General features: G+C 61.2%; 20 protein-coding genes. 16 read left to right on the forward strand and 4 right to left on the reverse strand.

The window, feature by feature from the left end; translation table 11 throughout:
* Positions 1-130 precede the first annotated feature (130 nt).
* The 4 genes from JOE33_RS13725 to JOE33_RS13740 all read left to right on the forward strand — a co-directional run bounded on the left by JOE33_RS13725 (position 131) and on the right by JOE33_RS13740 (position 7,934).
* Complete coding sequence (locus JOE33_RS13725; protein WP_010434903.1) at positions 131-2,107, forward strand: methyl-accepting chemotaxis protein; 1,977 nt, start codon at positions 131-133, stop codon at positions 2,105-2,107.
* Positions 2,108-3,543: 1,436 nt separating this feature from the next.
* On the forward strand, positions 3,544-5,196 hold the full coding sequence (locus JOE33_RS13730) for a Na/Pi cotransporter family protein (protein WP_122529342.1): 1,653 nt from the start codon (positions 3,544-3,546) through the stop codon (positions 5,194-5,196).
* A 57-nt stretch (positions 5,197-5,253) separates the two neighbouring features.
* Positions 5,254-6,630 carry a pitrilysin family protein gene (locus JOE33_RS13735; RefSeq protein ID WP_010433856.1) on the forward strand — a complete coding sequence of 459 codons (1,377 nt, stop codon included), beginning with the start codon at positions 5,254-5,256 and terminating at the stop codon, positions 6,628-6,630.
* Between the two features lie 95 nt (positions 6,631-6,725).
* Positions 6,726-7,934: a DUF5924 family protein gene (locus JOE33_RS13740; RefSeq protein ID WP_010433854.1), complete on the forward strand. Its 1,209-nt coding sequence runs from the start codon at positions 6,726-6,728 to the stop codon at positions 7,932-7,934.
* Between the two features lie 4 nt (positions 7,935-7,938).
* On the opposite strand, the gene JOE33_RS13745 is transcribed toward JOE33_RS13740, so the two are convergent.
* A complete protein-coding gene (locus JOE33_RS13745) occupies positions 7,939-9,180 on the reverse strand; it encodes a spore maturation protein (RefSeq protein ID WP_032611313.1) in 1,242 nt (413 codons plus the stop codon).
* A gap of 687 nt (positions 9,181-9,867) precedes the next feature.
* The gene (argH, locus tag JOE33_RS13750; RefSeq protein WP_010433435.1) at positions 9,868-11,262 is read right to left on the reverse strand and encodes an argininosuccinate lyase; all 1,395 of its coding nucleotides are present in this window, start codon (positions 11,260-11,262) and stop codon (positions 9,868-9,870) included.
* A 133-nt stretch (positions 11,263-11,395) separates the two neighbouring features.
* On the opposite strand from argH, the gene JOE33_RS13755 reads away from it, so the two are divergent.
* The 8 genes from JOE33_RS13755 (at position 11,396) to JOE33_RS13790 (ending at position 18,971) form a co-directional block, all read left to right on the forward strand.
* A complete protein-coding gene (locus JOE33_RS13755; RefSeq protein ID WP_010433438.1) occupies positions 11,396-12,478 on the forward strand; it encodes a sensor histidine kinase in 1,083 nt (360 codons plus the stop codon).
* A complete protein-coding gene (locus JOE33_RS13760) occupies positions 12,475-13,221 on the forward strand; it encodes a LytTR family DNA-binding domain-containing protein (RefSeq protein WP_003401565.1) in 747 nt (248 codons plus the stop codon). The genes JOE33_RS13755 and JOE33_RS13760 overlap by 4 nt, the downstream gene beginning before the upstream one ends.
* A gap of 231 nt (positions 13,222-13,452) precedes the next feature.
* Positions 13,453-14,394 (forward strand): hydroxymethylbilane synthase, encoded by a 942-nt coding sequence (hemC, locus tag JOE33_RS13765; RefSeq protein WP_003318426.1) that lies wholly within the window; start codon positions 13,453-13,455, stop codon positions 14,392-14,394.
* Positions 14,391-15,164 carry a uroporphyrinogen-III synthase gene (locus tag JOE33_RS13770; protein ID WP_187625334.1) on the forward strand — a complete coding sequence of 258 codons (774 nt, stop codon included), beginning with the start codon at positions 14,391-14,393 and terminating at the stop codon, positions 15,162-15,164. The genes hemC and JOE33_RS13770 overlap by 4 nt, the downstream gene beginning before the upstream one ends.
* A gap of 53 nt (positions 15,165-15,217) precedes the next feature.
* Positions 15,218-16,339 carry a uroporphyrinogen-III C-methyltransferase gene (locus JOE33_RS13775; RefSeq protein ID WP_209924091.1) on the forward strand — a complete coding sequence of 374 codons (1,122 nt, stop codon included), beginning with the start codon at positions 15,218-15,220 and terminating at the stop codon, positions 16,337-16,339.
* Positions 16,336-17,580, forward strand: coding sequence for a heme biosynthesis protein HemY (locus JOE33_RS13780; RefSeq protein ID WP_187625335.1), 1,245 nt, complete (start codon positions 16,336-16,338; stop codon positions 17,578-17,580). The genes JOE33_RS13775 and JOE33_RS13780 overlap by 4 nt, the downstream gene beginning before the upstream one ends.
* A gap of 215 nt (positions 17,581-17,795) precedes the next feature.
* Positions 17,796-18,323: a disulfide bond formation protein B gene (locus JOE33_RS13785; protein ID WP_032611308.1), complete on the forward strand. Its 528-nt coding sequence runs from the start codon at positions 17,796-17,798 to the stop codon at positions 18,321-18,323.
* A 174-nt stretch (positions 18,324-18,497) separates the two neighbouring features.
* The gene (locus tag JOE33_RS13790; RefSeq protein ID WP_010433450.1) at positions 18,498-18,971 is read left to right on the forward strand and encodes an Rsd/AlgQ family anti-sigma factor; all 474 of its coding nucleotides are present in this window, start codon (positions 18,498-18,500) and stop codon (positions 18,969-18,971) included.
* A gap of 78 nt (positions 18,972-19,049) precedes the next feature.
* Here the strand turns inward: JOE33_RS13790 and JOE33_RS13795 are convergent, their stop codons facing one another.
* The gene (locus JOE33_RS13795; RefSeq protein WP_010433453.1) at positions 19,050-19,727 is read right to left on the reverse strand and encodes an FKBP-type peptidyl-prolyl cis-trans isomerase; all 678 of its coding nucleotides are present in this window, start codon (positions 19,725-19,727) and stop codon (positions 19,050-19,052) included.
* Positions 19,728-19,943: 216 nt separating this feature from the next.
* Between JOE33_RS13795 and JOE33_RS13800 the strand changes: the two genes are divergently transcribed.
* Positions 19,944-20,960 carry an AlgP family protein gene (locus tag JOE33_RS13800; RefSeq protein WP_122578754.1) on the forward strand — a complete coding sequence of 339 codons (1,017 nt, stop codon included), beginning with the start codon at positions 19,944-19,946 and terminating at the stop codon, positions 20,958-20,960.
* Here the strand turns inward: JOE33_RS13800 and JOE33_RS13805 are convergent.
* Positions 20,957-21,433 (reverse strand): TIGR02444 family protein, encoded by a 477-nt coding sequence (locus JOE33_RS13805; RefSeq protein WP_187625336.1) that lies wholly within the window; start codon positions 21,431-21,433, stop codon positions 20,957-20,959. The genes JOE33_RS13800 and JOE33_RS13805 overlap by 4 nt on opposite strands.
* Positions 21,434-21,479: 46 nt before the next feature.
* Here JOE33_RS13805 and JOE33_RS13810 point away from each other — a divergent pair, with 46 nt between their 5' ends.
* From JOE33_RS13810 to JOE33_RS13820, 3 genes are all read left to right on the forward strand, one after another.
* On the forward strand, positions 21,480-23,390 hold the full coding sequence (locus tag JOE33_RS13810) for an ATP-binding cassette domain-containing protein (RefSeq protein ID WP_187625337.1): 1,911 nt from the start codon (positions 21,480-21,482) through the stop codon (positions 23,388-23,390).
* A gap of 16 nt (positions 23,391-23,406) precedes the next feature.
* Positions 23,407-24,000, forward strand: coding sequence for a mechanosensitive ion channel family protein (locus JOE33_RS13815; protein ID WP_002551363.1), 594 nt, complete (start codon positions 23,407-23,409; stop codon positions 23,998-24,000).
* Between the two features lie 239 nt (positions 24,001-24,239).
* Positions 24,240-24,872: a LysE family transporter gene (locus JOE33_RS13820; protein WP_010431386.1), complete on the forward strand. Its 633-nt coding sequence runs from the start codon at positions 24,240-24,242 to the stop codon at positions 24,870-24,872.
* The last annotated feature ends 107 nt before the right edge of the window (positions 24,873-24,979 follow it).

Consider the following 24,979-nt stretch of genomic DNA (forward strand, 5'->3'; position numbering starts at 1 on the left):
TAACGACCTTGGTGGCCGAAGCATTGCTTGAAGATTGCTCGTTCAAATAGCGTAAAAACACCAACTAAATCTATCAGCTGAATGGTAAGCCACGGACCCGGCGACTCCAATCATTCGGCACGGAGTCTCTATGTCCAAGCCTCGTACCCGAATTGCTTCGCAACTTGGTATTGCTCTGGCCGTGATCCTGGCGGTGGTTATCAGCGGTAGTACCCTGTTCGCGTTGAGGTCTCTGGACGCGTCCAACCTGGTCATTCGTGAAGAGCACATGTCGAGTGAAGCCAGGCTCCTCGCTGACCAGCTCAACACGTTCCACAGCACGCTGCGCGACAGCACTCAGCGCCTGAGTGGCCTGTTCGAAAAACGCTTCGCCGAGGGCCTGAGCCTGCAAGCCGACAAGCCGGTCACGGTGGCGGGCACGTCCACGCCAGGCCTGTTCCTGCGTGATGCCGCGCTGAACAACGACTTCACCGAAGTCGATGAATTCCGCTCGATGACCGCCGGCGTCGCGACCATTTTCGTGCGCAGCGGCGACGACTTCATCCGTATCAGCACCTCCCTGAGCAAGCAGGATGGCACGCGCGCCATCGGCACCGTGCTGGACCGCAAGGGCGCAGCCTACGAGCGCCTGATGGCCGGTCAGAGCTATGTCGGCAAAGCGGTGTTGTTCGATCGTTATTACATGACCCAGTACAGCCCGGTCCGCGACAGCAGCGGCAAGATCATTGCGGCGCTGTTCGTAGGGTTCGATTACACCGATGCGCAGAAGACCCAGTTCGATAACCTCAAGAGCTTCCGTATCGGCTCTACCGGTTCGCTGGCACTGCTCGACGACAAGGGCACCTGGCTGGTTCCACCGGCAGGCGTCAAATCCCTCGACGGTGCCGCCAAGTCAGTTGCAGAGCTCGCCAGCAAACCGGGCAAGGCGCAGTTCTGGAATGACGGTGATGACAACTATTACAGCGTCGGCCAGCCGTTCGCTGGTGGCCCCTGGACCGTCATCGCCAGCATGCCGCGCAAGGAAATCAGCGAAGTGACCTGGCACGTCGGCACGCAACTGGCGATCGGCAGTCTGCTGGCCATGATTATCGCGGTGATCAGCGCCATCTGGCTGCTGCGCAGCAAGCTGCGTCCGCTGTCCGAACTGGTACGCCAGGCCGATGCACTGGGTGCGGGCGACCTCAGCGTACGCCTGAATGTGACCAGCAATGACGAGATCGGGCAGTTGTCGGGCAGCTTCAACAAGATGAGCGAAGCACTGTCATCGATGGTGGCGCATATTCGTACTGCAGCGCAGGAAGTCAGCAGTCGTGCCAACGCATTGTCCGGCCTGTCGGGTGGCGCGTTCGAGGGCATGGAGCAGCAATCCGGCGAGATCACCAGCATGGCCGGTGCCGTCGAAGAGTTCAGCGCCACGTCGATGAACATCGCTGACAACATGGGCAATACCGAACGTCTGGCCCAGGAAAATGCCCAGCAGACGCGCATCGGTCGTACTTCGATGGAAGAGGCGTCTTCGTCGCTGCAACAGATCGCCACTTCGCTGAGCAGCACCGCGAAAGTCATCGACACGCTGGGTCAGCGCTCCCAGGAAATCGGCAGCATCGTCGGGGTGATTACCTCGATTGCCGACCAGACCAACCTGCTCGCGCTCAACGCTGCCATCGAGGCCGCGCGTGCCGGTGAACAAGGTCGCGGCTTTGCCGTGGTGGCTGACGAAGTCCGCAGCCTGGCCTCGCGCACCCGTGAAGCCACGGACGAGATTTCCGGCATGATCGCCAGCATCCAGCAGGAAACCGGCAACGCCATCACCACCATGCAGCAGGGCAATACGCTGATGCAGGAAGGCTTGTCGCTGAACGCCAAAGTGGCCTCCGCGCTGGCCCAGATCGACGAGCAAAGCCGCTCGGCCGGTCACCAGTTCGCCGCCATCACCACCGCAACCCAGGAGCAAAGCAGCACCGCGACCATGCTCAGCAGCAACCTGCAAAGCATCGCCATGGCCAACAGCGAACAGCGCCAGGTCATGTCCAACCTCGCCATCACCGCCCAGGAGCTGAATGGTCTGGCGACAGAACTGCGTCACGAGGTTGACCGGTTCCGTTGATGGCTGATTGAGGGCTCACGACTATCGTGCCGTAGCAGCTCTGCTTCGGGGAACGATAAGAGCGCTCAAGAACACCATCGTACCCATGCTCTGCGTGGGTATGCCATTCCGGACGCTCTGCGTCCGATCCTGAGTGTGTGGCGCCGCGCAGGGTTGTGACGCGGAGCGTCACGCAAGGCATTCCCACGCTGGAGCGTGAGGAACGATAAGTGCTCTCAACGACACCATCCTACCCATGCTCCGCGTGGGTATGCCGTTCGTGACGCTCTGCGTCCTATCCTGAACAGACGGCGCGGCGCAGAGTTGTGACGCGGAGCGTCACGAAATGCATTCCCACGCTGGAGCGTGAGGAACGATAAGTGCTCTCAACGACACCATCCTACCCATGCTCCGCGTGGGTATGCCGTTCCAGACGCTCTGCGTCCTATCCTGAACAGGCGGCGCGACTCAGACCTGTGACGCAGAGCGTCACGAAATGCATTCCCACGCTGGAGCGTGAGGAACGATAAGTGCTCTCAAGGACACTCATCGTACCCATGCTCCGCGTGGGTATGCCGTTCCGAACGCTCTGCGTTCGATCCTGAGTGTGTGGCGCGGCGCAGAGTTGTGACGCGGTGCGTCACGCAAGGCATTCCCACGCTGGAGCGTGAGGAACGATAAGTGCTCTCAAGGACACTCATCGTACCCATGCTCCGCGTGGGTATGCCGTTCTGGACGCTCTGCGTCCTATCCTGAACAGACGGCGCGACTCAGACCTGTGACGCGGAGCGTCACGAAATGCATTCCCACGCTGGAGCGTGAGGAACGATAAGTGCTCTCAACGACACCATCCTACCCATGCTCCGCGTGGGTATGCCGTTCCAGACGCTCTGCGTCCTATCCTGAACAGGCGGCGCGACTCAGACCTGTGACGCAGAGCGTCACGAAATGCATTCCCACGCTGGAGCGTGAGGAACGATAAGTGCTCTCAAGGACACTCATCGTACCCATGCTCCGCGTGGGTATGCCGTTCCGAACGCTCTGCGTTCGATCCTGAGTGTGTGGCGCGGCGCAGAGTTGTGACGCGGTGCGTCACGCAAGGCATTCCCACGCTGGAGCGTGAGGAACGATAAGTGCTCTCAAGGACACTCATCGTACCCATGCTCCGCGTGGGTATGCCGTTCCGGACGCTCTGCGTCACCCATCCATGCGTTATGCTCAACACCGTACACAGCGTGTTCAGCACTGCATTCCCAAGCTGGAGGATGAGGAGCGTGATGCGAATGGGGTGTTGATTTATGACACTTTTATTTCAATGAAATCCGCGCTGTGCGATGCTGGCGCCAAGGCCCATGGCCGACTAAAAGCTTAGTGGAGCGTTTCACCCATCCCCGCTCGCTACACGCTGCATCTTTCAATTCATCGCCTGTATGGGCAAACCTCAGGGGGCTTTTCGCATGCTGACCCTGCTCGATTTGCTGTCTGCCGTCGCCCTGCTGATCTGGGGCACGCATATCGTGCGCACTGGCATCCTTCGTGTTTACGGTACACAACTTCGTCGTGTGCTCAGCCAGAACATGTCCAAACGACCGCTTGCGTTCATCGCTGGCATTCTGGTGACGGCGCTGGTGCAGAGCAGCAATGCCACCGCCATGCTGGTGACATCGTTTGTCGGCCAGGGGTTGATGACGCTGACGCCTGCGCTGGTGATCATGCTCGGCGCCGATGTCGGCACCGCCCTGATGTCCCGCGTCCTGACCTTCGATCTGTCATGGCTATCGCCGTTGCTGATTTTCCTCGGCGTGGTGTTCTTCCTGTCGCGCAAGCAGACCCGTGCCGGTCAACTGGGGCGGGTCGGTATCGGCCTGGGCCTGATCGTGCTGGCCTTGCAGCTGATCGTCGAGGCCGCCGCACCGATCACCCAGGCTGCAGGGGTCAAGGTGCTGTTCGCCTCGCTGACCGGCGACCTGCTGCTGGATGCGCTGGTGGGCGCCATGTTCGCGCTGATCTCCTATTCCAGCCTGGCGGCAGTGCTGCTGACGGCGACCCTGGCGGGTACTGAAGTCATTGGCTTGCCGGTGGCGATCGGCCTGGTGATCGGCGCCAACATCGGCAGCGGTCTGCTGGCCTTTCTCAGTACCAGCATGCAGAACGTTGCCGGGCGGCAGGTGGCGCTGGGCAGTCTGCTGTACAAACTGCTCGGCCTGCTGCTGATCTTTCCGGTGCTCGATCCGTTGGTTGCGTGGATCGACACGCTGGGCTTTAGCCCGCAGGAACTGGTCATCGGCTTTCACCTGCTCTACAACACGGTGCGCTGCCTGATCATGTTGCCTACCGTGGCCCCGATGGCACGGTTGTGCTCGTATCTGCTGCCGCAACAGAACGAAGTCGGCGGCCTGGCCAAACCGCGTCACCTGGACCTGACCGCCCTGTCCACGCCCAGCCTTGCGCTGGCCAATGCGGTGCGTGAAACCCTGCGCATGGGCGATCTGATCGAGAGCATGCTCGCCTCGATGCTGGCGGTGCTGCGCGGGACACAGACCGCGGTGACCCAGGAAGTGCGGCGTCTCAACGACGACGTCGAAGCGCTGTACAGCGCGATCAAGCTGTACCTGGCGCAGATGCCGCGTGAGGACCTCGGCGAGCACGATAACCGGCGCTGGGCCGAGATCATCGAGCTGACCATCAACCTGGAACTGGCCAGCGGCCTGATCGAGCGCATGCTGCGCAAGATCCAGCAGCAGAAGACGGCGCATCGCCGGTCGTTCTCTGAAGTCGGTCTTGAAGAGCTTGCCGATCTGCAGATCCAGTTGCAGTCGAACCTGCGTCTGGGCCTCTCGGTGTTCCTCAGCGGCGATCACGAAAGCGCGCGTCAGTTATTGCGCGAGAAGCGCCAGTTCAGGGCCGAGGAGCGACGCCTGGCGCACGCCCACGTCAGCCGTCTGCGCAACAAGGTGGTCCAGAGCATCGAAACCAGTTCGCTGCACCTGGAACTGATTGCCGACATGAAGCGTCTGAACTCGCTGTTTTGCAGCAGCGCCTACGTGGTGCTGGAAACCGCCGACACCGGCGCCTTGTCGAGCGAGGCCGAGGGCGACAGATCACTATGAACGTAAGGGCGGAGGTGAAGTCTGTTAAACATACCGGCCCGCCAGGAAAGCTGTTTTATGCGTTGCCTGCTGTTCGCTTGTCTGCTCCTCGGTTCACTCCCCTCATTCGCCCTTGACCGCCTTCAGGTCGAGGGCTACCTGCTGCCCAATGGTTTGCAAGTCATCCTGAAACCCGGTTACGACAGGGGCCACGTCGCCATCCGCCTGGTGGTGGGTATCGGCTTCGATGATTTCCCGTGCCAGGACAAGGAACTGCCGCACCTGCTGGAACACCTGCTGTTCAGCGGCGTGGATGACAGCGGTGAAGGCGGTCTGGAAGAGCGCATGCAGGCACTGGGCGGCGAGTGGAACGCCTTCACCAGCAACGCCGACACCACCTTCGTGATCGAAGCACCTGCACGAAACCAGCGCAAAGTGCTCGACCTGCTGCTGGAAATCATGACCAAAACCGAGCTGAGCCAGGCGCGGCTGGACGGTGTCAAACGCGTGGTCGAGCGTGAAGATGGAGGGCACTTCTCACACTTGCAGCGCTTGCTTGACCGGCGTGATTCCGGGCGCAGCGCCAGCAGTCAACTGGCTGTGGAGCTGGGCCTCAAATGCGCCGAACGTCCCGAGGTGGACGGCATCAAGCTGGAGCACATCGAAGACATCTTCGCCAACTGGTACGCCCCCAACAACATGACGCTGATTGTGGTGGGTGATCTGGACAAGCTGTTGCCAGCCTATCTGGAGCGCACCTACGGCAAGCTCGCACCCACCGACCCGATCGACCACCCGCCACTGGCGCAGGGCACCGGCTCGGCCGAACCGCGACGCGAGCTTGAACGCGGCGGGCTGGGCGAGAGCGCCAAGCTGCACCTGATCTACCCCGAGCCGCAGCTCGACGACCAGCACGACGAAACCTGGGAGCTGGTCAAAGCCTATCTGGACTGGACGCTCTACACTGAGCTGCGCCTGAAACACAGTTTGTCCTACGGCCCCTCTGCAGAGCGCGAAGTGTTCGGCGATGTCGGGTTTCTGAGCCTGAATGCCGATGTCGAGCGTGACGATGCCGAAGAAGCCGAACGCGACATTCGCGGCCTGGTCGAGCGTCTGCAAAAAGAAGGCATGCAGCCCGCTACGTTTGCGCGCCTGCAACAGCTCGCCATTGACCGGCAATCATGGGCCACACAAGGCAATAGCGCGCTGGCCGACTACTATTGGAGCGCGCTCAACGATTATGAAAACGGGCGCTTCGAGGATCCGGCCAAACGCATCAAGGCGGTGAAGCTGGAAACGGCCAATCAGGCGATGCGCCAATTGCTTGCCCAGCCGGGTTACCTGCGCATTGAAAAGCCGCTATTCAGTTATGACGGTCTGTATTGGCTGATTGGCGGGGTACTCGGTTTCATCGCACTGCTGGCCTTGTGGCGCTGGCGTGCACGCAGCAAATAGAATCCTGACGCCGAACTGCACCCAGGGTGCAGGCTCCGCGCCGCGTTTGTTACGCAGCGCGTTTTTTGTATGAACAGAACCGAGTGACCCCTCCGATGCTTGACGTGAATCGCTATGTGACACCCGTGCTCAACTTGATGCAGCGCTATCCGGGGCTCATTGCAGCGTTTGGTTTCGTTTCCGGTATCGCCAGTTTCATTCTGGTCGATCGCCAGGCGGGGCTGGCAACCTGGATCGCGGTGGTGATGCTGATCAGCTGGCTGTGGCTGATGGTCGAAAACACCATGGTCGGGTTGCTCAACAAGGCTCTGGGCCGCGAGATTCCGCAGGGTTTGCTGCGCTACGGCACGCAGATGATCCATCAGGAAAGCCTGTTCTTCGTGCTGCCGTTCTTTTTCATCACCACCACCTGGAACAGTGGTCAGGCAGTGTTCACTGCGGTGCTCGGGGCCGCCGGGTTGATCTCGATCATCGATCCCCTCTACTACAAATGGCTGGCGCCCAGGCGCTGGCTGTTCATGACGCTGCACACTCTGACACTGTTCGCGGCACTGCTGACCGCGCTGCCGATCATCCTGCACCTGACCACCGCCGAGAGTTACAAACTGGCCCTGGGCGTGGCGATGCTGCTATCGGCGCCCAGCCTGATGTCGAATTTCCCGCTCAACACCTGGCGCAGCGCGCTGGCCGTGATCAGCATCATTCTGGCCATCGGCGCGGCGGGCTGGTTGCTGCGCTCCTGGGTGCCGCCTGCGACGCTGTGGTTGACCGAAGTGGCGGTCAGCCCGGACTTCGATAACAAGAACCGTACGCCGGGCGACAGCATTTCGCTGATCAGCGCCAAACAGCTGCGCAACGGCGGGCTGTATGCGTACACCGCCATCAATGCGCCGCGCGGGCTGGATGAGCGTATCTACCATGTATGGTGGCATGAAGGCGAAGAGATGGACCGCATCGCGCTGGATATCCACGGCGGCCGCAAGGAAGGCTATCGCGCCTGGACGCGCAAACAGAACTTCCCGGAGGACGTGACGGGGCGCTGGCAGGTGAGGGTGCTGACCGAAGACGGCCAGATGATCGGCGTGCTGCGTTTTGTCGTCACTGACGATGACCAGCCGGCAGTCAGGCGACCTACCGGGCGGATAATCAAACTCAAGCCGGGCGGTGACTCGGCCGAAGAGGCCACACCTGAATCCGCGCCCGCAGATGAGGCGAAGCAGGAAAAACAGGAAGCTGCGCCTGCCGAGCCGGCACCTGCAGAGCCAGCACCCGCAGAGTCTGCGCCTCAGGCTCCGGCGCAGTAATGTTTCAGGAGGCGGTCGCGCCGAAGAACCAGTAGCAGACGAAGATCGCGGCCACTACACCGGAAAACTCGGCCAGCAGCGCGCAACCCACAGCGTGGCGGGCGCGCTGAATGCCCACGGCGCCGAAGTAAACGGCAAGTACGTAGAACGTGGTCTCGGTGCTGCCCTGAATCGTGGCGGCGGCCAACGCAGCGAAGCTGTCAACACCCTGGGTCTGCATGGTTTCGATCAACAGGGCACGGGCGGCGCTGCCCGAGAAGGGTTTGACCATCGCGGTCGGCAACGCGTCTACGAAGCGCGTGTCCAGCCCCAGCCATTGCACCAGATGCCGAATCCCTTCCAGACCGAAGTCCAGCGCGCCGGATGCGCGCAGCACGCCCACCGCGCAGAGCATGGCGACCAGATAAGGCAGCAGGCTCTTGGCGACGTCGAAGCCTTCTTTCGCACCTTCGACGAAGGCCTCGTAGACCAGCACCTTGCGTAACGTGCCGATGAGCAGAAACATCATGATCAGGCCGAACAGTGTGAGGTTGCCCAGAATCGACGACAAACCCGCCAGCGCAGCCGCCGACAGCGTGCCGAGAAAGGCCATGAACGTGCCGAGCAGCAGGGCACCGGGGATGAGGTAGGCGAGCACCACCGGATCCCACAGACGCAGACGCTGCATAAACGCGACCGACAGCAGGCCGACGATGGTCGAGACACTGGTGGCCAGCAGAATCGGCAGAAATACCAGAGTCGGGTCAGGCGCACCCTGCTGGGCGCGGTACATGAAGATCGTCACCGGCAGCAGGGTCAGGGATGAGGCGTTGAGCACCAGAAACAGGATCTGCGCGTTACTGGCGGCGGTCTTGCTGGGGTTGAGTTCCTGCAGCGAGCGCATGGCCTTCAGGCCGATAGGTGTAGCAGCGTTGTCGAGCCCCAGCGCATTGGCGGCGAAGTTGAGGGTGATCAGCCCCAGCGCAGGGTGGCCGGGCGGTACCTCCGGCATCAGGCGCAGAAACAACGGCCCGAGGACCTTGGCCAGCCAGTCGACAATGCCGGCCTTCTCCGCGATGCGCAAAAAGCCCAGCCACAGGGTCAGGGTGCCGAACAGCAGCACCATGACCTCGACCGACAGCTTGGCCATGGCAAAGATACTTTCGACCATCGCCGCAAAAATGCCGGCGTTGCCGCCCACCAGCCACTGCACGAGCGCGGAAATCGTCGCCACGACAAAAAAACCAAGCCACAGGCCATTGAGCATCGGATAAGTCCCCCACAAGAAGCGGGGATGATAGCGGCGGGGTGCGCCGGAGGGAAATCGGCAGGTGCTGAAAGAGTCGTAGGAACCATAGGCACTCGAGAGAATACCGTCGTTTCGTGACGCTCTGCGGCGCACCTTCAGGCTAGGACGCAGAGCGTCCAGAAGCGCATTCCCACGCGGAGCGTGGGAACGATGAAAACCTTGAGATGACTATCGTGCCAATGCTCCGCGTTGGCATGCAGGTCGTGACGCTCCGCGTCACATATCCGGGGCGCTACGCACGCTCAGGATAGGACGCAGAGCGTCCAGAAGCGCATTCCCACGCGGAGCATGGGAACGATGAAACCTTGAGATGACTATCGTGCCAATGCTCCGCGTTGGCATGCAGGTCGTGACGCTCCGCATCACATATCCGTGGCGCTACGCACGCTCAGGATAGGACGCAGAGCGTCCAGAAGCGCATTCCCACGCGGAGCATGGGAACGATGAAACCTTGAGATGACTATCGTGCCAATGCTCCGCGTTGGCACGCAGGTCGTGACGCTCCGCGTCACACATCTGTGCCGCGATGCACCTTCAGGAGCGGACGCAGAGCGTCCAGAACGGCATTCCCACGCGGAGCGTGGGAACGATGATCAGGGCCGGGCCGATCATCGTGCCAATGCTCCAGCGTGGGTGCAGACAGGCTCAACGCGTGGCCAGCAGTTCCTGGCCGCGAACCACAGCGGCGCGAACCTGTTCGGGGGCGGTGCCGCCGATATGGTTACGGGCATTTACCGAGCCTTCCAGAGTCAGCACGGCGAAGACGTCCTGCTCGATCTGGTTGCTGAACTGACGCAGCTCTTCCAGGCTCATCTCTGCCAGGTCCTTGCCGGTTTCGACACCGTATTTCACCGCGTGACCGACGATTTCGTGACAGTCACGGAACGGCAGGCCACGGCGTACCAGATAGTCGGCCAGATCGGTGGCGGTCGAGAAGCCGCGCAGCGCCGCTTCACGCATCATCGCGTGCTTGGGCTTGATCGCAGGGATCATGTCGGCGAACGCACGCAACGAATCACGCAGGGTGTCGGCGGCGTCGAACAGCGGTTCCTTGTCTTCCTGGTTGTCCTTGTTGTAAGCCAGAGGCTGGCCTTTCATCAGGGTCAGCAGGCCCATCAGGGCACCGAACACACGGCCGCTCTTGCCGCGAACCAGCTCAGGGACATCAGGGTTTTTCTTTTGCGGCATGATCGAGCTGCCGGTGCAGAAGCGGTCCGGCAGGTCGATGAACTGGAACTGCGCGCTGGTCCAGAGCACCAGCTCTTCCGAAAAGCGCGACAGGTGCATCATCGCGATGGACGCAGCCGAGCAGAATTCGATGGCGAAGTCGCGATCCGATACGCCGTCCAGCGAGTTGCCGCCTACCACGTCGAAGCCCAGCAGTTTGCAGGTCAGCTCGCGGTCGATCGGATAGGTGGTGCCCGCCAGCGCCGCGCTGCCCAGCGGCATGCGGTTGAGACGCTTGCGGCAGTCGACCAGACGCTCGTAGTCGCGGCTGAGCATTTCGAACCAGGCCAGCATATGGTGACCGAATGTTACCGGCTGGGCAGTCTGCAAATGGGTGAAACCGGGCATGATGGTTTCAGCTTCACGCTCGGCCTGGCCCAGCAGGCCTTGCTGCAGACGTGTGATTTCGCTGAGGATCAGATCGATTTCGTCGCGCAGCCACAGACGGATATCAGTAGCCACCTGATCGTTGCGGCTGCGACCGGTGTGCAGCTTCTTGCCGGTGATGCCGATGCGGTCGGTCAGGCGTGCTTCAATGTTCATGTGCACGTCTTCCAGATCGACGCGCCATTCGAATTGGCCCGCCTCGATCTCGGCCTGGATATTATTCAGGCCGTCAACGATGGTATCGCGCTCGGCGTCGGTAAGTACGCCCACCTTGGCCAACATCGTAGCGTGAGCGATGGAGCCCATGATGTCGTGGCGATACAGGCGTTGATCGAAGGTGACGGAGGCAGTGAAACGCGCGACAAACGCGTCGACGGGTTCACTGAAGCGGCCGCCCCAGGACTGGTTGGTCTTGTCGGTGCTCATGGATTCGCTCGTTGCTGACTGAAAGTGACGTGCCCGATACCTGGCACAAGAACGAACGCGATGATAACAGGGTTAATGCATTTTTATCCCCGGATAGCTTGCCGCTGACGAGGCCAGGGCAGAGACTGGAGCCATGCGAATCGAACCTGTGAAACACGCTGCCCGGCCCGCGCCCGGCAAAGACTTTTTCCTCCCTGAACTGTGCCTGCCGCAGGCATTGCTGGTGCTCGTCGTGCTGGCAGAGCTGCTGGTGCTGGTTCTGGTGCTGGTAGAACCGATGCGCAGCGGCTTCGACTGGGTACGCCTGGCGTTGATGTCGCTGTTCGTGCAATGGATCGTGCTACTGTCCGCAGCGCTGCTGTGCGGGCTGCGGCCCTGGCTGGCGCGATTGACGCCGGGGCTGGCGGGCCTGCTCAGTTGCCTGCTGGTGGTCGGTCTGACGCTGTTGTGCACAGCCGTCACCGATGTTTGTCAGCTCACCGGGCGGATTTCGGTCAGCGGCATGGTCGAGCGTTATCTGCGCTACTCGACGATTGCCCTGATCATGTCCGCCCTGATGCTGCGCTACTTCTATCTGCAGAGTCAGTGGCGCAAGCAGCAACAGGGCGAACTGCGTGCCAGGATCGAATCTCTGCAAGCGCGCATCCGCCCGCATTTCCTCTTCAATACACTCAACAGTATCGCCAGTCTGGTGGCCAGCAACCCGGTCAAGGCCGAGCAGGCGGTGCTGGATCTTTCGGATCTTTTTCGCGCCAGTCTGGCCAAGCCGGGCAGCCTGGTGACATGGGGTGAAGAGCTGGCATTGGCAAAACGATATTTATCGATTGAGCAATATCGTCTTGGCGAGCGTCTACAGTTGGACTGGAGGGTGAGTGCAATTCCCGATGACTTGCCAATCCCCCAGCTAACCTTGCAGCCATTACTTGAAAACGCTTTGATTTATGGCATTGCTCCGCGGGTCGAAGGGGGCGTTGTAACGGTCGAAGCGAACTATGAAGGGGGAGAGTTCATATTGAGCGTCAGCAATCCCTATGAAGAAGTTGCCAATCGGCAGACTTCCAACGGTACTCAGCAGGCTCTGACGAATATAGGCGCACGAATTGCGGCACTTTTTGGCCCGCACGCCAGTCTGAGCGTGGAGCGCCGTGACGGTCGTCACTACACCTGTCTACGCTATCCTTGTGCGAGACTCACGCAGGAAGCCAGAGCTATATGAATGTCCTGATCGTTGATGACGAACCCCTGGCCCGCGAGCGATTGAGCCGCATGGTCAATGAAATCGAGGGTTATCGAGTACTGGAACCCAGCGCGTCCAATGGCGAAGAAGCCTTGGCGCTGATCGAAGCCCACAAACCGGACGTAGTGCTGCTCGATATCCGCATGCCGGGTCTCGATGGCCTCCAGGTTGCAGCTCGCCTGTGCGAGCGGGAAGCACCGCCTGCAGTGGTCTTTTGCACCGCTCATGATGAATTTGCCCTGGAAGCTTTCCAGGTCAGTGCGGTGGGCTATCTGGTCAAGCCTGTGCGTTCCGAGCACCTTGTCGAAGCGTTGCGCAAAGCCGAGCGGCCAAACCGTGTGCAACTGGCGGCGTTGACCCGCCCGGCTGCCGAAAGCGGATCAGGGCCACGCAGCCACATCAGCGCGCGTACCCGCAAAGGCATCGAGCTGATTCCCCTGGATCAGGTGATCTACTTTATCGCCGATCACAAGTACGTGACCTTGCGTCACGAGGGCGGCGAAGTGCTGCTGGACGAACCGCTCAAGGCGCTGGAAGACGAGTTCGGCGACCGTTTCGTGCGCATTCACCGCAATGCGCTGGTGGCCCGCGAGCGAATAGAACGGTTGCAGCGCACCCCGCTGGGGCATTTCCAGCTGTTCCTCAGAGGGCTCAATGGCGATGCACTGATCGTCAGCCGCCGCCACGTCGCCGGAGTCCGCAAAATGATGCAGCAGCTCTAGCGCTTAGCCGCTCTGGAGCCTCTGCGCCCAGGCCGATACATGGAACGGGGAGAATCCCGGATCCATGTGTTTTTCGGCTGGCCTGCGGGCCGCCTTCCCCATGCGCCCCTCAGGCACTGCCGTTTGATTGATCGGCTTGGTGTCTGAAGCAAGTTCCAATCGGCGCCGAAGCCGCCCCGACCGAGATTGAGCTGTTATTATCCGTCGCATTCACTCAGTACGGATTGTTCAATGTCCTCTCGCGAAATCCGCATCGCCACTCGCAAAAGCGCGCTGGCACTCTGGCAGGCAGAATACGTCAAGGCCCGCCTGGAACAGGCGCACCCCGGCCTGCTGGTGACGCTGGTACCCATGGTCAGCCGTGGCGACAAACTGCTCGACTCCCCGCTGTCGAAAATCGGTGGCAAAGGCCTGTTCGTCAAGGAGCTGGAAACCGCGCTCCTGGAAAACAACGCCGACATCGCCGTGCATTCGATGAAAGACGTGCCGATGGATTTTCCACAAGGCCTGGGCCTGTTCTGCATCTGCGAGCGTGAAGACCCGCGCGATGCGTTCGTTTCCAACACCTTTGCCAGCCTCGACCAACTGCCGGCGGGCAGCATTGTCGGCACCTCCAGCCTGCGCCGTCAGGCGCAATTGCTGGCACGTCGACCCGATCTGCAGATCCGTTTCCTGCGCGGCAACGTCAATACCCGTCTGGCCAAGCTGGATGCCGGTGAATACGACGCCATCATCCTCGCTGCGGCTGGCCTGATCCGCCTGGGTTTCGAGGACCGCATCACTTCGGCGATCAGCGTCGACGACAGCCTGCCAGCGGGTGGCCAGGGCGCAGTGGGTATCGAATGCCGCAGCGTCGATGCCGAAATTCATGCGCTGCTTGCGCCTCTGCACCACGAAGACACTGCTGTGCGCGTAATTGCCGAGCGCTCCCTGAACAAGCACCTCAACGGTGGCTGTCAGGTACCGATCGCCTGCTATGCCGTACTGGAAGGCGATGACGTCTGGTTGCGCGGCCTGGTGGGCGATCCGTCCGGCAGCGTGTTGCTGCACGCGGACGCCCGGGCACCCCAGACCTCCGCTCAGGCACTGGGCGTGCAGGTAGCCGAAGCACTGCTGGAGCAGGGCGCCGCCGACATTCTGAAAGCGGTCTACGGCGAGGCCAATAACGAATGAGTGGCTGGCGTCTGCTGCTGACCCGTCCGGCCGAAGAGTCGGCAGCACTGGCCAGGGTGCTGGCCGAGGACGGTATCTTCAGCAGCAGTCTGCCGCTGCTTGAAACCGAGCCTTTGCCCTTGACGCCTGCACAGCGTTCGATCATTTTCGAGCTGCTCAATTATTGTGCAGTGATCGTGGTCAGCAAACCTGCCGCGCGACTGGCCATCGAATTGATCGACGAAGTATGGCCGCAACCGCCTCTGCAACCCTGGTTCAGTGTGGGTTCAGCAACCGGGCAGATACTGATCGATTACGGGCTCGATGCGAGCTGGCCGGAGCAGGGCGACGACAGCGAGGCGTTGCTTGAACTGCCGCGCCTCAAACAGGCGATTGCCGTACCGGGAAGCCGTGTGCTGATCATGCGCGGTGACGAGGGACGCGAACTATTGGCCGAGCAGCTGCGCGGGCTGGGGGTGGGCGTTGATTACCTGCCGCTGTATCGTCGCTATCTGCCGCAGCATGCGCCCGGTGCCCTGCCGCAACGTGTCGCGGTGGAACGCTTGAACGGGCTGGTGGTCAGCAGTGGGCAGGGTTTTGAACATTTGCTTCAGTTGGCGGGGGACTCATGGCCGGGCCTGGCCGGTCTGCCGCTGTTTGTACCGAGCCCCCGGGTTGCCAGCATTGCGCGAGCAGCCGGAGCACGGACCGTTATTGATTGTCGTGGCGCCAGCGCCGCGGCATTGCTGGCAGCGTTGCGGGAACAACCTCAGCCTGCCGTCAAGGCGTAATGATCGACACCTGTCGTTTACGCTATTACGCCAAAATGCAAAGGATGGGATACGTGAGCGAAACAGCCTTGCCTAAAGACGAAGAATCGGTGTTGAAAACGCCTGCATCCAAGCCTGAGCCAGTACGCACCGAGCGCACCGGCAGCCGTAACAGTGGCCTGGTGTTCCTGGCCTTGCTGCTGGCAATTGCCGGTATTGCCGTCGCCGGCTGGGGAGTCTGGCAACTGCGCATGTTGCAGGCCGGGCACCAGCAGCAACGCGGACAGGTCGAAGACATCGCCGAACAGACCCTGGTGCTGGCGCAGAATGACCAGCAACTGAGCGCACGCATTGCGCAATTCCCGCCAGCCAATCAATTGGAAGACAGTCGACGTCTGGTCGCGCAATTGCAAGGCGATCAGCAGCGTCTCAGCCAGCGACTCGAAACCGTGCTGGGGGCGAGCCGCAAGGACTGGCGCCTGGCCGAGGCCGAGCATCTGTTGCGTCTGGCCAGCCTGCGCCTTTCCGCGCTGCAGGACATCAACAGCGCGCAGGCGCTGGTTCAGGGTGCCGATGAAATTCTGCGTGAGCAGGACGATCCGGGCTCCTTCGCTGCCCGCGAGCAACTGGCCAAGAGCCTTGCCGCCCTGCGCAGCGTCGAACAGCCGGACCGCACCGGGCTGTTCCTGCAACTGGCCGCTCTGCGTGAGCAGGCTGTACAGCTCAACAAGCTGGCTCCGGAATACGAAGACAAGGGCGAGTCGCTTATGGGGCTGACCGCTGACAAGACCGAAACCAGCCGATGGTCGCAGTGGCGGGACGAGATCTCCCATTACTTCCGTATCGATTTCAACGCCGACAAGGACATCCGCCCGGTACTCGCCGGCCAAAGCCTCTCGCAGGTGCGCTTGGCCCTGAGTCTGGCGTTGGAGCAGGCGCAGTGGGCAGCGCTTAACGGCGAGCCCGAGGTTTATTCCAAGGCCATCACCGAAGCGCAAAGCGTTCTGAAAGCCAACTTCGATCAGGACGACCCACAGGGCAAGGTGCTTGGCCAAGGGCTTGATGCTGTCGCCAGCCAGCCGGTATCGGTGAAGACACCTGACCTGGCGCCGACCCTGAGCGCCGTGCAGGCCTACCTTGAACGCCGTCACGCTGCCGGCCAGCCAGCCGAGGCGCAACAGGGGACCAGCCGATGAAGCGCTTTTATGTGCTGTTATTCATCGCGATCGCCGCTGCAGCGCTGATTGGTGTCGCCATCGCCGAGCATTCCGGCTATGTCCTGATTGCCTATCAGAACTTCCGCTATGAATCGAGCCTCTGGGCGACCCTGGCGCTGCTGGTCGTTGTGTTACTGGTGATAGCGCTGCTGAGGCTGCTGATCACCTTGCTGACGACCTCAGGCCGTGTGGTCAACCCATGGTCGCGCCGCAACCGCCGTCGTCGTGTGCAAATAGCTATCGAGCAGGGTCAGATGGACCTCGCCGAGGGCCGCTGGTCCAGCGCCCAACGTCACCTGCAACGCGCGGCCGAAGCGGATACTCATCCGCTGCTGTACTACATTGGCGCCGCACGTGCTGCCAACGAGCAGGGCCGTTACGAAGACTGCGACGCCCTGCTGGAGCGTGCGCTCGAACGTCAGCCACAAGCCGAGCTGGCGATTGCGCTTAATCACGCTCAATTGCAGCAGGACCGTGGCGATACCGACGGTGCGCTTACCACGCTGCTGGCCATGAAAGAGCGTCATCCGCACAACCCTCAGGTGCTTCGTCAACTGCAACGCCTTTATCAGCAGCGTGGTGACTGGTCCAACGTTGTCCGCCTGATGCCGGAGCTGCGCAAGGACAAGGTCCTGCCACCCAAGGAGCTGGCCGAGCTGGAACGCCGCGCCTGGGGCGAGAACCTGAGCCTGGCGGCCTACCGCGAAGGCATCGAGGGCGCACCGACCGGGCTGCCTTCACTGGAAAGCGCCTGGCAGGGACTGGGTTCTGCGCAACGCCAGGAGCCGCAACTGGTGCTGGCGTATGCCGATCAATTGCGCCGTCTGGGTGCCGAAGCTCAGGCTGAAGAGGTGCTTCGCAGCGCCCTCAAGCGCGAGTACAACAGCCATCTGGCGCGTCTGTATGGTCTGGTTCGCGGCAGCGACCCGTTAAAGCAGCTGCAAACGGCGGAGGGCTGGCTCAAGCAGCATCCTGCTGATCCAAGCCTGTTGCTGAGCCTGGGACGTATCTGCCTGCAAGGCCGACTGTGGGGCAAGGCGCGGGATTATCTGGAGAGCAGCCTGCGTCTGGAACGCAATCCAGAGACCTGTGCAGAGCTGGCGCGTCTGCTGGGCCTGCTGGGTGAGACGGATCGCAGCAATCAGCTGTTTCAGGAGGGCCTGGGCCTGCTCGACGAGCGCCTCCTGTCACGTCCCCTGCCGGTACTGACCAAGGCATGAATCCGCCGGAGGGCCCTGCGTAAGGGCTCTCCGTGTTGCCTCGCCAGCGTGCAAAGATCGGCGTGTGAGAATCCTCCTACATCTACGGGTAAAAGAACCACGCGGCGGTGTGTTCTTTTTCCTCGGTAAACAGCGACGCATCCGTACGCCGCCACCTTGAATGCGCCGCACCCCTCCTCTACCGTAATCGTCTCGTTCTTTGTTACGGATTTGCCATGTACCTGGCTCGCACACGCTTCCTGTTTTCCCTGGCATCGCTGGCCTGTGCATTAATCATTGGCGCCGCCTTTTACCTTCAGCAAACCGTCGATCTCGGCCCTTGCGCTCTTTGCCAGGTACAGCGGACTGCGCTCATCGTCTGCGGTGTACTGGCACTGTTTGCTACCTGCCACGCGCCAGGCCCGCAAGGCATGCGTCGCTACAGCCTGGGATTTCTGCTGTTCGCCCTCGCAGGGCTCACAACGGCGGGCACTCAGGTGTGGCTGCAAACCGCTTCGGCAGATCAATTGATACCTTTTATTGCCAGGCTGGAGCATCTGTTTGGCCTGCTTTCCCTGGATAAATGTATCGACGGGCTGCGAAGCGATGCGATGTTTTGCGCCGAAATTACCTGGACGCTGTTCGGTATAAGCCTACCGGAGTGGAGTCTGCTGGCATTTACCGGTCTGGCGCTGTTGCCGCTGTATCCTCTTTTCAGTGAGTTCAGCCACTGGCTGACAACCAGAGATCGGGGCAGCTATTAAACGCTTGTATGAACTTTATCTCCTGCGTACCTTGATGGCCTTGTCGGGCGGGCATAATCTGGGCCGCACGCGTCACTGGAAATATGCTGTCCTGACGCATCTATCAGGCCAGGTCCCGGCCAATCATCGGGACCGGCACAGGACTGCATGCCCCTGAAGGGAAGAGAGAAGACCATGCTGGAAAGTTGTCAGAATGCTCAGGAACGCTGGGGCGGAGTGAACAAGCTGATCGATCGCTGGCTTCAAAGCCGTCTCGAACTGGTCGAAGCCTACGATGCGCTGGGCGACACGCCCGAAGCGCTGGCAGCCGACCGCGAAGGCTTGCAGAACTTCTGCGGCGTTCTTGTGGATTACGTCTCCGCCGGGCACTTCGAGGTCTACGAACAACTAGGCGATGAAGCCCGGGCGTTCAACGACGAGCGTGGGCTCGAACTGGCAGACACGATCTATCCGCGTCTCGACGTCATCACCAAGTTTGCGCTGACGTTCAACGATCGCTGCGACAAGGGCGATTGCTCGGATGCGGCGGTGGTGGCCCGGGAATTCAACCAGCTGGGGCAATTGCTGCACGAGCGTTTCGAGCTGGAAGACTGCCTGATCGAAGTGCTGCACAACTCGCACAAGGAACAGGTCGCCGCTCAGGTGTGACCGTGTCGGTGCAAGCGCTACACGCCAAGGGTGCTCATTGCACCCTTTCGCATTTCTGAATTCCGGTTTTACGTTCGCTTACTGTGAAACCGCAACCAGCTCGATTTCAAATACCAGCGGTGTAAACGGATCGATCAGATCGCCAGCGCCCTCGGCGCCATAGGCTTGATCAGAGGGGATCACCAGCCGCCACTTCGCGCCGGTCGGCATGTTCTGCAGTGCACTGGTCCAGCCGCTGATCACACTGTCGAGCCTGAACCACTGGGGCTGGGTGCTCTGATCGAAGATCGTACCGTCCGGCAAACGACCCACGTAACGCACTTCAACCCGGCCATTGGCATCAGGCTTGGGGCCGGTGCCCGCGGTCAGTTCGGTCATGAGAATCCCGTCAGCCAGCACCTTCACACCCGGTTTGGCCTTCTCGCTGTCCATGAACGTGCGCTCGGCCTTGAGGGCCGCCTCGGTCGGCGCATCCGTACCGGCGGTCTCGGCCTGAGCGATAGCGGCGTCATGCTCGCGCAGAATCTGGTCGATGCGGTCCTGCTTGAGCGCCAGAGGCTTGCCCTGATAAGCCTGCTGCAAGCCTTCTACCAGTGCCTTGAGGTCCAGGTCAGGAACTTCCTGATGCAACCGCTCGCCAAGGCTTGCACCCAGGCTGTAAGCGAGATCGTGGCCGTCATTGGACACAGACGGCGCCTCGGCGGCCTGAGCCAGGGGTAGCAAGAGGAACAACGACGTTAACAGGTAGCGCGACATTAATGCTCTCCGGCCTGGGAAGGCAGCGATTATGCCAGCGCCAGCGCGAGTAGTGACGAGTCTTGTGACGTGAATTTCACAATGCCTTTGCATCGTGCCGAGCAATCATTTCCGTCAGTATGCAACAGCGCCCCAAGGATGCTGTCAAGATGCCCTAGCGGCGATGCGCGCAGAAGCCTAATATGAGCCGCAATTTCGTCACCCAGGAGGTAAGTCATGTCGGCCAAAAAGAAGCCAGTAAATACTCCGTTGCATTTGCTCCAACAATTATCGGGCAGCTTGCTTGAACATCTGGAAGACGCCTGCTCACAAGCCTTGGCTGATGCCGAGAAACTGCTCGCCAAGCTTGAGAAACAACGCGGCAAGGCGCAGGAAAAACTGCATAACTCCCGCATCAAACTGCAGGACGCTGCCACCGCCGGAAAATCCAAGGCGCAGGCCAAGGCCAAAGGTGCTGTGTCCGAGCTGGAAGAGTTGCTGGACGCTCTCAAGGATCGCCAGACCGAAACTCGCACTTACATCCTGCACCTCAAGCGTGATGCCCAGGAAAGCCTGAAACTGGCCCAGGGTATCGGTCGCGTGAAAGAGGCGGTCGGCAAGATCCTGACAACTCGCGATGCCAAGCCTGCCGCGCCTAAAGCCGTCGCCAAGGCACCTGCTGGCAAGACACCTGCTGCCAAAGCTCCTGCAAAAACCGCAGCAAAAGCGCCGGTTAAAGCGGCCGCTGCCAAGCCAGTCGCCAAAGCCGCAGCCAAGCCTTCTGCGGTTGCCAAGCCAGCCGTCAAAACTGCTGTTGCCAAGGCCCCGGTGAAAGCCGCCGCCAAACCTGCCGCCCGTGCGACTGCAGCAGCCAAACCTGTCGCAGCCAAGACAACTGCTGCCAAACCGGCTGCGGCCAAGCCTGCCGCCACCAAGGCGCCGGCTGCCAAGACCACCGCCAGCAGTGCTGCCAAACCTGCAGCAGCAAAAGCAGCGGCCGCCAAACCTGCGGCGAAAGCGCCTGTGAAAGCGCCCGTCAAGGCACCGGCCAAAGCGCCTGCCAAGGCACCTTTGAAAGCAGCGGCCAAGCCAGTCGCCAAACCTGCAGCGAAGCCAGTCGCGAAGCCGGCCGCCGCAAAACCGGCCACGCCAGCGCCTGCTGCCGCAGCCAAGCCGACGACGCCTGCACCTGCTGCACCAGCCGCCGCACCGGCAACACCTGCCAACGGCGCAACGCCAACCAGCGCTTCCTAAGTCTGGTCGACGGCAAGTCCAACCGCGATGCGCAGCACATCCAGCGCATCGCGGTTTTTTTCTGCGTCTCCTTCGGCAAGCTCGAGCATCCACTCCTCTGCATTCCGCGCCTCACCCGCCGGCCAGTCCCCGGTGAGTGCCTCAAGTTTCAGCATCAGGCCTTGTTCGGCTTCCAGTTCCAGCGCCTTGACCTTCATCCGTAATGGGGTCAGCAACGGATCTTCAAGCGCCGCATTGCGCCATTGGTTACGCAAATCCCGCAGCGGACGCACCACATCGTCATGCCAGGGTGTCGCCAACTGCTTTATTTGCGCCACTCGCTGAGCGTCGCACGCCACGTCGCGCGTGCCCAGCCACACCCCGCAAAGCACCGTGCACACGTTGGCCCCGTTGGCTTGCAGCGTCAGACAAGCCTGTTCCACACCCGGACGGGCGTAGAAATCGAGGGTGAAACTCCAGAGCGCTGAAGGCATAGTGATCCACCTGTTCAGGACGAAGCTGGTAGACTCCGCCGCCATTATGATTCGACTTCAAAGCCTTACCTTACAGCGTGGTCCGCAACGTCTGCTAGAAGACGCCGAGCTGACTCTGCACGCCGGCCATAAAGCCGGTCTGATCGGTGCCAATGGCGCCGGTAAATCCAGCCTGTTTGCCCTGCTGCGTGGAGAGCTGACGCCGGATGCCGGCGACTGCCTGCTGCCCGCCGACTGGCGTATCGCGCACATGCGCCAGGAGGTCGACACGCTCGAACGCCTGGCCGTGGATTACGTGCTCGATGGCGACGAGCGCCTGCGGGAAGTACAGAGCTCGCTGGCCGAGGCCGAAGCGGCGCAGGACGGTGCCGCCCAGGCACGTCTGCATTCGGAGCTCGACAGCGCCGACGGTTATACCGCCGACGCACGCGCTCGCAAGCTGCTGGCCGGGCTGGGCTTCACCAACGAGCAGATGGAGCGTCAGGTCGGCAGTTTCTCCGGTGGCTGGCGTATGCGCCTGAACCTGGCGCAGGCATTGATGTGCCCCTCGGACCTACTGCTGCTCGACGAACCGACCAACCACTTGGACCTCGACGCCATTCTGTGGCTTGAAGACTGGCTCAAGAGTTACCCCGGCACCTTGCTGCTGATTTCCCACGACCGGGATTTTCTGGATGCCGTGGTCGATCACATCGCCCATGTCGAGCAACGCAAGATCACTCTTTATCGCGGCGGCTACAGCGCCTTCGAGCGGGCCCGTGCCGAACGTCTGGCCCAGCAGCAACAGGCCTACGAGAAGCAGCAGGCGCAACGTGCGCACATGGAAAAGTACATCGCGCGCTTCAAGGCCCAGGCCACCAAGGCCCGTCAGGCACAGAGCCGGATCAAGGCGCTGGAGCGCATGGAAGAGCTGTCGGCCGCGCACGTCGACTCTCCGTTCAACTTCGTTTTCCGTGAGTCCGACAAGATCTCCAGCCCATTGCTGGACCTGTCCGACGCGCGCCTGGGTTACGGCGACAAGACCATCCTCGAGAAGGTCAAGCTGCAACTCACGCCGGGCGCACGCATCGGCCTGCTGGGTCCGAACGGCGCAGGCAAGTCGACGCTGATCAAAAACCTCGCCGGCGAGCTTGAGCCGCAAAGCGGTCGGCTGGTGCGTGGCGAAAACCTCACCGTGGGCTACTTTGCCCAGCATCAGCTCGACTCACTGGACGCCAAGGCGACGCCGTTGCTGCACTTGCAGCGCCTGGCACCGACCGAGCGTGAACAGACACTGCGCGATTTCCTTGGTGGCTTCGACTTCCGTGGCGCGCGTCTGGATGAACCGGTACTGAATTTTTCCGGTGGCGAGAAAGCCCGTCTGGCGCTGGCACTGATCGCCTGGGAAAAGCCCAACCTGTTGCTGCTCGATGAACCGACCAACCACCTGGATCTGGAAATGCGCCTGGCGCTGACCATGGCCTTGCAGGAGTTCGGTGGCGCGGTTCTGGTGGTGTCTCACGATCGGCACTTGCTCAAAAGCACGACCGATGACTTCCTGCTGGTGGCCGACGGCCGCGTACAGGAGTTCGATGGCGATCTGGATGACTACACGCGCTGGCTGGCTGAATACCGGCTGCGCAACGCGCCGGTCAGCAACACGCCCGTCAACGCCGACAAGACCGACAAGAAAGCCCAGCGCCAGCAGGCGGCGGCCTTGCGTCAGCAACTGGCGCCGCACAAGCGTGAAGCCGACAAGCTGGAGCGTGATCTCGGGCTGGTGAATGAAAAACTCGCCAAGGTCGAAGAAGCGCTGGCCGACAGCACCAACTACGAGGCTGCCAACAAGGACAAGCTGCGCGATCTGCTGGCCGAACAGGCGAAGCTGAAAGTGCGTGAATCCGAGCTGGAAGACGCCTGGATGCAAGCGCTGGAACTGTTGGAATCAATGCAGGCCGAACTGGAAGCATTGTCGTGATCGAGGCAGGCAAGTGATGGACATGCTGGGCTTGCCGGTATCCGCGTACTGGCTTGAACCGCTGCTGGTGGGGGCGCAGATTCTGCTGATCCTGTTGGCCGGTTACGTACTGCAACGCATCGTCGGTGGTTTTCTGACCGGTCTGGGCGAGCGCTATCCGCTGCCGCCAGAGTTGCTGGTGCCGGTTCGCGGCGGCTTGCGCTGGCTGATCATGGGCAGCGCCTTTGTCCTCGTGCTGGGCCGACTCGGGGTTTCGGCCACAGTGCTGTGGACCGCTCTGTCCGGCTTCGTCGCCGTCGCGGCGGTGGCGTTCTTCGCAATGTGGAGCGTGCTGTCGAACCTGCTCTGCGCCATTCTGATCTTCACCATCGGCCCGTTCCGCATCGGTGACATGGTCGAGCTGGTCGATACGCTGGACAAGCCGGGCGTGAAGGGGCGGGTGGTCGCCATCAACCTGATGTTCACCACCCTGATCGAGACCCCGGAAGCCGGTGGCGCGCTGGTCCAGGTGCCCAACAGCCAGTTTTTCCAGAAGTCAGTACGCCGCTGGCGTGGCAGCGATCTGTTTCCGCAGATGGTGGTCGCAAAGCAGCCGGATGAGCAGGATTAGGGTCTGTACGAAAAGTGGCTGCGCCGGTGATGCTGCGTTAAAAACAGGCTCGGATGCGAGTCCAATCGGAATGCTCATTTACAACACGTAGAGTCGAACGCGACCCCGGCCGTTCCTCGCCTGTTTTTGCCTTGCCTGACCTTCGCTCGCCGACGTTTCGTAAAGACCCTAGAAATCGTTAGCTTTGCAAAGCATTAAGCCCTAATTTATTGCGCATTCGACTTTCCATGAGGTGCACGATGGCGCTTGAAACGTGGCTGGGCTTTTTTGCGGCCTGCTGGATCATCAGTCTTTCCCCCGGCGCAGGCGCCATCGCCTCGATGTCCTGCGGCCTGCAATACGGCTTCTTGCGTGGCTACTGGAATGCGCTGGGCTTGCAGATTGCGTTGGTGGCACAGATCGCGATTGTCGCGGCAGGTCTTGGTGCCGTGCTCGCAGCCTCCGATATGGCGTTCACGCTGATCAAGTGGTTCGGCGTGGCGTATCTGGTCTATCTGGGCATCAAGCAATGGCGCGCCTTGCCAGCCGACCTGGCCGACGAATCTGCCGTGCGCCCTGTGGGCAAACCGATGACGCTGGTATTGCGTGGTTTTCTGGTGAATATCAGCAACCCCAAGGCGCTGATCTTCATTCTGGCGATCCTGCCACAGTTCATCGACCCGGCCGCTCCGCTACTCATCCAGTACGCGATCATCGCGGCGACCATGGTGATGGTCGATCTGATCGTGATGGCGGGCTACACCGGGCTGGCATCCAAGGTGCTGCGCCTGCTCAAGACGCCTCGCCAGCAGCGTCGCATGAACCGCACCTTCGCCAGCCTGTTTGTGGGCGCAGCAGGTTTCCTCGCGACGTTGCATCGCGGTACGGCCTGAATCGTCCAGGTCTAGAGCCCTGAGCAGATATCCCTTTTGCTCAGGGCGACTGATGGTTGAATGTAAGATTCTGTAACAAAAATGGACCTCGACTATTGAGTAGTGCC

Source organism: Pseudomonas sp. PvP027, assembly GCF_017833005.1.
Lineage (GTDB): Bacteria > Pseudomonadota > Gammaproteobacteria > Pseudomonadales > Pseudomonadaceae > Aquipseudomonas > Aquipseudomonas congelans.